The organism is Paracoccaceae bacterium (genome assembly GCA_033344815.1).
Lineage (GTDB): Bacteria > Pseudomonadota > Alphaproteobacteria > Rhodobacterales > Rhodobacteraceae > Roseobacter.
Genome location: JAWPMR010000001.1, coordinates 3,895,321 through 3,904,455 on the forward strand (window position 1 = coordinate 3,895,321; position 9,135 = coordinate 3,904,455).

Below are 9,135 nucleotides of genomic sequence, written 5' to 3' on the forward strand. Positions count from 1 at the left end.
CCGGCTTCAGTCGATTGCATTTGGCTTATTTGCCAAACAACCCTCTGATTTCAAATTATTCTGGAGGCCCTTCCAATATTTCACATGCAAACATCGACGTACTGGCTTTGCCTCAGATGCCCGACCCATGGCGGGGATAGATGTCGAAATTGATCCGCTTCATTCTGGGATCAGAATTCAATCCGTGTTGGGGCGTGGTTTGTGACAACCTGGTCCGTTTGAAGACGGCGTATCGCGAAGCAAGCTGAGCATGGTGCGCGACCTTTGCGGATGATAGGTGATCCCAAAGCGTTTTTCAGGATTGAGATCGTTGAATTTCGGAGGTTTTTGCGAGCTTAAACGTACCCCTGCATTGCGAATGAACCGGAACGCAAAGTCACGCAACCGGTATGGAATATAGGTTGCCGTTGCGCGGGCATTGATGCGGGCGGCGGTCGCAAATGCGGATATTGAAGCCGAGATATTTCCGGCGCGTATATATGCAATCGCCAGTTCGGTGGTCGCGTAGGACCGCGCAATCGTCATGACTCTGTTGGAAACGTCCAAGTCTTTCGCGCCGATTATGTCCAGCATTTTGAGCCGGGCCAAAGCCATTCGCGTGTGGTCTCGGGACATGGATCCTTGATCGAACCGATAGCCAGTCAAATATTCTGGAACCACGCCAACAGTCCAGTCATGCGAAATGAGCAGTTGTAGCAGATAATCCTCGCATCCCCGTCGGTTCAGCGCCATGGAATAGCCGCCCGCTTGTTCGAACGCCTTGCGTCTTAACATGATCGAGCTTCCATTCCCGACACAATTGTAAAGAAGTGATGCGTCAAAAATTTCGCCGGACCAGCAGGTAAAAGCGCCATCGCGGATCAGGAAGTCCCATTGGTCTATCCGTCGAAACAGCGTGTAGACCATACCGATGTCGTCACCGCCCATGGCGAACTCCAGAAGTTGTTTCCGGATTTTTTCTGGATGCCAGACATCATCGCCATCTATGGGCGCGATGAACTCACCACGTCCCGCACGGGCGCCGGTATTTCGCGCCGCACATAAACCGTGGTTGGGCGTCACGACAACCGCGATCCGATCATCTTGTTCCGCATGGCGGCGGACCACCGACTCGGTCGCGTCTGTTGCGCCGTCTATCACAACGACAATTTCAAGGTTGCGATGGGTTTGATTGCGGACGCTGTCAAGCGTTGTGTCTATGGTCGCCTCGACGTTGTAAGCGGGAATGACCGCCGTAACCAAGACTTCATGATGTACCATTATTCTCGTCCGCCCGCGTCCGTCTATCACTCAGCTCAGTCCAAGCCCATATGCCAATGTGCTCCAGTGACGCAAAAGCAATCTTACAATCAACATAACAATCAAATGATAATGTTGTATGATTGACCGACGCGCAAGCATATCGCGGTGTGGATGCCGTTTCCTCCACGTCCATAGGGTAAATTCTTTTAAATCGCGGCATTTGTTTTGGCGGGTGGCATAAGGCACCCGAAGTTCGAATCCAGGTTCGATCGGGCCATAGAGAGCGCGCGGCGATGTTATCAATTCTATGCGCAACATTTTCGCGACAGATTAGTGAATTTGAATCGCCAGGTAATGCAGTCTCATCTCACTGCTCTCGGTGTGATGCCCAGCCTTGTTTCGATACACACGTTTCGCGAAGGGCTCCCGGTCGCGTGTCTTGAGCGGGATGTGGTAAATGGAATTGTATGGTCTCAGGCCGTAAGGGAATTGCGGAACCAAAGTGATCCGGGACTATTCGGCGTTTCATGTATCCACTCTCCTGCGGCGCAGTCGAGTTGACCTGGATCGACTTGTCACCGCCTTTGTTCAGCCCGTCTTGCAACGACGCTGCTGTTTTTTGAACTAATGCCAAAGCGGATCTGTACTTGCCTCGTGCACGGCTTAGACGTCTTTGGGGGGGGGTAGTAGGATGCTCGATAATGTTGTCCTTTCAAGGGTGCTGAGAGCGAGCTGAAAACGCCGACTTAGTGGCAAAAGACAGGGTTTGAGACACTGCGGGATCATGATGGCTTGCCGCGCCTGATCGGCCATTTTGTTCGCTGTGTTTCCAAAACTGTCCAGTGCAAACGCCTGCCAGATAGCCATAAGCCGGTTTAGAGATGATGGCCATCGACCATGACGCTGACGGTTTGATCGCTGATGTCAGCAAAATGCCTGCTTTGAACGCTCCAACATGACTGCAAAAGGCGGGGTTGCTGAGCGAGAAACTGTTCGACAACCGGGACGACGCCTGTCGAAAACTGCCGCGCTGGTAGTCGGATTACAACCAAATCAGGCCGTATCCATCTGAGGACGGACAAAAATTTTGCAATACCGCTCCGAACGCTGGAGCAACGTGAAGCGCCGCGCAAGACGCGCGCGCAAACTGAAATCGCGGGATAAGAGATACAATTCAAGAACGTGACACTGCGAAAGGATTTTTTTTGGAAACACTATTCTGAAACAGAGAGTTGTCAGTGGCAAATACCCGCAAGGCTGCAGCAGTGCTTGTATTATTGTCATCTTGGTGGTTGATGACGCCGGTGCCCGCCGCGCAGGCGGCAATGAGTTTGGCTGACGCAGGCGAAGTTGGGAATCGAGATCATATGAGCCTTCGGCGCGCAATTCGTGACAGGTTATTGAGCCGTCCCGCCGTAATGGCCGCCCATGCTGTTGCGCTGGTCGTTCTGTCGCGCCTGTTGTCGCCAACCGATTTCGGACTTTTTGCATTGGCGGCGGTTGTCCATCAGATTGTGGTCGCGATTGCTGATCTCGGCATCAAATCGCAATTGCTCAAGACCACGACGCTGGATCCAAGGCACCACGGCGAAGCGTTTGGATTGGCGCTTTTGTCAGCGTTTATCGTGGGCGTTGCCTTTCTTGGCGTCATTCATCTCCTGCCGGATGAGGTTGTGTCGCCGCGACTGGATCCAGCGCTCTGGATTCTGGCAGCGATGATTTTTCTCGGCCCGCTTGAACTATTGTTCAATATCCCGTTGATGCAGAGCATGCGCTTCGGACTGGTTTCGGTGATCAACGTCGCTGGCGCGTGGGTGCGCTGCGTTGTATCGATCGTTGCGGCAGTTTACGGGGCCGGACCGGCCGCGCTGGCAGCAGGTTTTCTGGCCGAACAGATCGTATCCTTTGCATTGTTCGCCTGTGCGCGGCGCGGCGACGCCATGCCGACCCCTCGGATAACTGGATGGTATGGGTTGATCGCCGACGGCTTGCATCTGAGTAGCGCTCAGGTTGTACGCCGCCTGGGCGATCTGGGCATGATGGGAGCGATCTCAGCGGTTCTTGGGGTTGCAACACTGGGCATTTACAACCGCGCCGATCAGATCATCAAGCTGTTCGACAAGGTTTTTATCGACAGCATCAGCCCTGTGGTCTTGCCGGCGTTTGTTCAGGCGATCGAGCACGGGCATCGTCCGGCGGCAATTTACCTCAAAAAAGTTGAGTTACTCTCCGCCTTGATCTGGCCGGCCTTCGCAATGCTAGCTCTGCTGGCGGAGCCTCTGTGTCGCGTGGTTCTGGGGCCCGGATGGCCCGCTGCACCCGCCATTGTGCAGTTCTTGGCGGTCATAGGAATTGTGAAACCATTTACTAAAATGAACCAGGCCCTCTTCATTGCGCTTGGTGAATTGAGGCTTGGCACTCGGTTGGACATTCTGCACCACGTCACCCGTGCCACCTTCGCGAGTGCGGGTGCATTGATATCACTTGAGGCCGCCTGTGTGGGTCTCATCCTTGCACAGATCACCAGTGGTGTCTGGCAAACTCTCGCATTCGGGCGTTTGACGGGGGTATCAAAGAAACAGCTTTCGAGTGTGGCTTTGAGTTCTGGTCTCCTCATGGCCTTTGCAGTTGGATCCGCTGCAGCGACCCTGTATTTTGTACCCAACGACAAAGACCTGTTGCAACTTTTCGTTGCTGGGATGGCAGGTGCCGCGGGTTTTGCAATCGCAGCGGTCATCATGCGCCATGCATTGTACTTCGAGGCACGAAAGGCCCTCAAAAGCCTTTCGTTCTAGTGTTTGCATCAACAGTGATATCGCGCAGAGGGTTGACTTCAGGTTCTGGGCCGCAATCGGCGTCTTATGGCGCTGATACCTTGCCAAAGTGCCTTTGGCAGTACCACCTTGATGATGGCAAAAGCTGCGCTGGACCCAAGCGTGCCCGGCAGAACCAGATACGGATAGAACATAACCGACGCGAGCCAAAAACGGAGCGCAGTTCCAACTTGTTTGTGGCGCGCCGCGATGAGCGACCAATATGCCCGCACCAGACCGAAATGGCGCATTCGCCCGAAAACGCCAATGTCGCGTAGTAAAGTCTCATGATTGCGCAGAAAACGTTTATGGCCTTCTTGCATACGTCGAACATCCGATGTGATCTGAGCCGATCTGATGCGATAATCGACGAAAGCATGGCCGCATTTCACCAGTTTTGACCGTCTAGCGCAGAGTATGCGCAACCAGCAATCGATATCATTGTTTGACTTCAGTGTTGTGTCAAAACCGCCTCCAGCCTTGAAAGCGTCCAGGCGGACGAGCACCCCGGTCGCGCTTTCTGCGGGTGACCCCACCAGTGTTTCACCCGCATCGAAGAGGTTGATTTCATTGCTTGGTTGCTGCGTCGCCCTCACCTGTTCGCCCAAGTAATTTACTTCCTCGCCATCTTCGTTAATCCGCCGATAGCGTGGGCATGCGATGTCGCATTTCGGGAAGCCATCAAGTGTTTCAACCAGATGAGCCAGCGTATCGGGTGACCACCTATCATCTGCGTCAATGAACGCTACCAAATCGCCTTTGGCCTTAGCGACGCCTGTGTTGCGTGCGCAGGCTGCGCCAGCATTGGGCTGATGCAAGAGTTTCAGTTCGCCGCTTGTTGGCGGCCAGGACTCCTTTGCGGAAAGCAAGATCTCCGGCGTGGCGTCGGTTGAGCCATCATCGACCAGGATCAATTCGAAAGACTGGAATGTCTGCACCGCAATCGAGTCAATCGCTTCGGTAACAAACCGCTGAACATTATGCGCAGGCATAATGATGGAAACACGTGGCGCATACATCATGCCTTGAGGGTCCACCCAAAACCAAAGCGATCTTGAACGGGTGTGCCGTATCCTGGACATACCAATTGTGTTGGAGTTGTCCGCCAAACCGAGTTTTCACGGAGATAGTGTCTCTCAGCCGTTTGAAGCCGTATTTTTTTTGACAAAAAATCCGGATAGCCCATCACGCGGTAATTCAATGGCACTGGCGAACACATCCTTCGGGGCCGCAGTTACATCCCTCACACAAGACTTCAATCGCTCCTCTTTGTCCGCGTTCCTCACCAAGATCTGACACTCGAACCTTTTGGACAAGATATAGCTGGCGGGATGCAGTGACCGAACGGGGCCGACGTATAACGGGTTGTCGCGCCAATTTAAAGCGTGGAGTGGGCGGTAGACATGACATGAAGGATGATGGTCGGGTCTCCTTTGCTTAGCCTATGCCGTGGGCACATTTTTGTGCAGAATACTTTCCGGTTCTGAGCCTGATGCCTTTTTATGGGATTGGCCACAGCGCTGTGCAACGCGAGCGTGTCTTTCCGCAACACTGCCATCGAACAGGAAGATGCCGACGCGTGATCGTCCGGCCCGCACCTCATAGAAATTGATTTTGATATCTGTATCATGGGCCCTGCGCTAAGCGCATATTACATTGAAATGCATCTGGCCGCAAAACGCTGAAATAATGGCGGGGTTCGGGTTTTGGTGTGCATGTCGCAATTCGACTCCACCAGGCATATCGCCGCGTTTTCGCGTAAAGGGATGCGGTCGCGGAAGACTGCTAGCATTTCGCGGGTTGGGGTCTTGAAGTGCGACGCGCGCCTTCTGGCGGTTTTCTCGTCGGTCCACACCGTTCCGTTCAAGCCAGCCGACAAGCCCGCACTGCCTTAAGCGATAGCGGGCATGGGCGCAGTGGGCCGATTGATAGACAAGAAAGGTTTCGATCAATTTGTTTGGGCGCGTTTGGAAAGCGGCCGCGCAGGCAGATGAAAAGTCGTCGTAAGTCTTTTTCGCCTGTCATGGCCACCTGAAAAATCGATGGATGCCAAAAAACGCTGTAAACGGAAAGCGATCAATGAGTGAGATCCCCGCCGTTTTAATCGCCAAGGAATGTGACTCATTGGAACTGACCCATGCGTTGCTTGAAAGCCTTTGGCGTGTGCCCTGTTGACCATTCAGGGCGACTTTGTTGATGGCGGGTGATCAAAGAAAACAATAGAAATTCTGCAAGAATAATCCGAAATACGTGTCTCCACGCATTTTCGCAGTGAATCTTTCCTGACTCCGAGTGAGGCGCGCTGTCTGAGGATTCTTTTCGCTCAGACCGTCAAGGTCATCATGATGCGGCCGCACCAATGGCCAGACTTCAGAGGACATTCGACAGACCAAGAGACGAGGTTACGCTCGGTGTTTAGCAACCCGAGGCAATCCAAAGGATTTCGCGAAGGAGAATAGCGTGGAACGGAGAAGCTACACCCCCTTTTTGACCGGCAGGGCATGTATACATGCCCGGGAGGGGGAATCTGACGGCCCAAATGGTCATCTTCGATCTGGACAGTCATGAGATCACGGCGCGTGCGCGATCTCACCCGGGCCACGATCCGCGCGGCGATCAACAGGCCGTCTGTGGGCGCCCCGGTCAATGCAGGAGGTTTCTGGCGGGTATGAATCCGCGGTCAGGTGCCGTCGTGTGGTCGGCCTCAAGATGTGGTTCGAACACGCCACGGATCCTTATGGGATATGCGCGGATCAGATCCATCTTGGATACGCGCGCTCAAAGGCGCACGGCCGATGTCGGGTTCTCCCGATCCCGTCTCGTGGCGTGTTGTCCTTAGTTAACCTGCGACCTGCCCACATACCCGGCACATGCCGGAGCCCTACAGGTCTCATGCGTCGTCTTCCGAGCTCAGGCGATGCGCGCCATCTTGTTGGCCAGTGCAACGCTCACGAGCATCCTGGGCTTGTGGGCCAGCCTCTGCCCGAGCCAACCACCATGGGTCTCACCCCGTCGAATGTCCCATCACAGGACAGATGCAGAACCGATGACAAGAAGGCGTCACAGGTCACGCTGGCCGATCTTTGATGTGCTCTTTGCCGCCTGATGAAGGTTGCTCGGGTGTAAGCCCGGTCCAGGCGGCGTCGTCGCGCCCTTTGCTAAAGGCGGCTGGAGATGGGCAGAGAGCAGCAAGGACTATGGCGGTGATCAGCCCAATGCCCAGGACCGTCATCAGCCGCTTTACAACAGGCCCCTGCAGCGCAGCAGGGTCAGTGGCGCGCGCTTGAGGTTAACAGCTGCCGAATTGCGATCCTTTTCGCTCTGTTCTGATGCCGTGCCAACCACATTAGCGTACCAAAACAATGATCCTGGGAACTGGGTCCCATGGCCCGATGCCGGTTACGGAAAAGCGCCCCGATCTTCACGACTTTGCAAACCCATCGCTGTCCCGCCTGCGAAATGCATCGCTGTTGAGGTGCCATCATCGACCGGGTGATCAACTGTGGCGGGGGTCACGAATTCATCGCCGCGATGTTTGAATGGCAGTTCTTAATGGGCACCGCATGTGTCATGCCGGTGACCGCATGGCTAATCGACGTCCACAGAACGCAAATCGACGGACCTTACGATGGTCTTCCGGGATGCGTCCTCAGCGCGTCAACCAAAATCGTGATGCGAGCAATTTGACGGGCTCGGCACAGGTGCTTCTGGAGAAAGCACAAAAAAGCTCTGTCTTGTCGTCAAAAACGTTGACCCGCAATCTTAGGAAAGGTTTACTCAATTGCAGGGGAAATCAAGGTGCGGTTTTTATTTACATGTTTATAGCAATTAATTGCGGGTGCGGCGCGTGAGCGAAGTCGTAAATGGTGATGCGGTCACAGATACTCAAATTGATCCGGAAGTGTTACGAAAAGTAGCGCAGGTCCGGTCGCAAGTCCGTGAGAATTTCGGTAAAATCGCAATGTCCATGATGGCGTTGCCACGGTACAGGCATCAATCGATCGGCGATTTGCAGCATCTGGTGCTGGAGCCTTTAGTGCGTGATCGTATCGCGATCGCCTACCCGGCAGACAAAGAGCAATCTGAATTGATTGACATCACAGGGCTGGCCATCTGGGCGAGTGTATCCAGCGAGGTGGATGCCAAGATCCGCGAGCAAATCAAGGCCGGCGTATTTCCGGTGCGGCTCAAATCCGAAGACTGGACATCAGGGAATATCAATTGGCTTCTGGATGTGATTGCCCCTGATACCAAAACCACTGCCTCTGTCATTGCGAATTTTCGCAAGGTCGTGTCGGAGGGTGATCTCAGGCTTCATCCATTGGTCACGCGCTTGGTGGATCCCGAAACACTGGAGCAAATGAAAAAGGCCAATCTAAAAGTCGGGACGTAACGAATTGCTTGTGTTGAGGGGGAGAGTTTCGAATGGCAGATGAAGTTTGGGCCAGCACAATCTACGGCAACAGTGATTTTTACACTGACCCGCTGCGCGTTCAGCACGCGCTCGACGATGGCCCGCGTATCGTGGAAATGTCCCAGCGCAACCTTCGTGGCGACGTGTTTGAAGCGTCCGAATTTCCACAGGTTATGGTCTACTCGGATCCGAAAAAGCAAATTGCAACTTTGCCTCACCTGTTTCTGGCAGGGGATTACATCGGCGTTTCCGAGCTTGCCGCCGAAGCAATCAAAGTGGATGAAATGGGGGCATGTTCGTTGTATCCGGTGGCCGCGTTTCAGGCCGACCAGACAACGCCAATTTCCGGCACGTATTTTTTGATCAATTTCGGCAATGTCAAATCGGGTGGTTTTTTGCCCGAACAATCAACCAAAATGCGTGCTGATCCTTTCCGCCAAGGCATTTGGCACGCACGCCAGACACTGAAAAACGGGCAGCTGGCGGTGTCAGCAGACGTGTTAAATGGCCCGGGAATTTGGGTTGATGATCGGCTGGAAGATGTTTTTTTCCTGTCCGGTTCTGTCGTTAAGGCACTGAAAAAGAAAAGTATTTTTGCAGGACTGCAGCTTAGAAAGTGTACCATCGTTTAAGTGAGCTCCGTGGGCTCTTTTTTGATCGGACGTA

The 9,135-nt window shown here is 53.8% G+C and carries 5 protein-coding genes; 3 read left to right on the forward strand and 2 right to left on the reverse strand.

The window, feature by feature from the left end:
• Positions 1–177: 177 nt before the first annotated feature.
• Positions 178–1,260: a glycosyltransferase family 2 protein gene (locus tag R8G34_18155; GenBank protein ID MDW3224775.1), complete on the reverse strand. Its 1,083-nt coding sequence runs from the start codon at positions 1,258–1,260 to the stop codon at positions 178–180.
• 1,220 nt (positions 1,261–2,480) lie between these two features.
• Here R8G34_18155 and R8G34_18160 point away from each other — a divergent pair.
• A complete protein-coding gene (locus R8G34_18160) occupies positions 2,481–4,037 on the forward strand; it encodes an oligosaccharide flippase family protein (GenBank protein ID MDW3224776.1) in 1,557 nt (518 codons plus the stop codon).
• Positions 4,038–4,075: 38 nt separating this feature from the next.
• Here R8G34_18160 and R8G34_18165 read toward each other — a convergent pair whose 3' ends face one another.
• Positions 4,076–5,077: a glycosyltransferase family 2 protein gene (locus tag R8G34_18165; GenBank protein MDW3224777.1), complete on the reverse strand. Its 1,002-nt coding sequence runs from the start codon at positions 5,075–5,077 to the stop codon at positions 4,076–4,078.
• Between the two features lie 2,825 nt (positions 5,078–7,902).
• On the opposite strand from R8G34_18165, the gene R8G34_18170 reads away from it, so the two are divergent.
• A complete protein-coding gene (locus R8G34_18170; GenBank protein MDW3224778.1) occupies positions 7,903–8,448 on the forward strand; it encodes a toxin-activating lysine-acyltransferase in 546 nt (181 codons plus the stop codon).
• Between the two features lie 32 nt (positions 8,449–8,480).
• Positions 8,481–9,101 carry a hypothetical protein gene (locus tag R8G34_18175; protein MDW3224779.1) on the forward strand — a complete coding sequence of 207 codons (621 nt, stop codon included), beginning with the start codon at positions 8,481–8,483 and terminating at the stop codon, positions 9,099–9,101.
• The last annotated feature ends 34 nt before the right edge of the window (positions 9,102–9,135 follow it).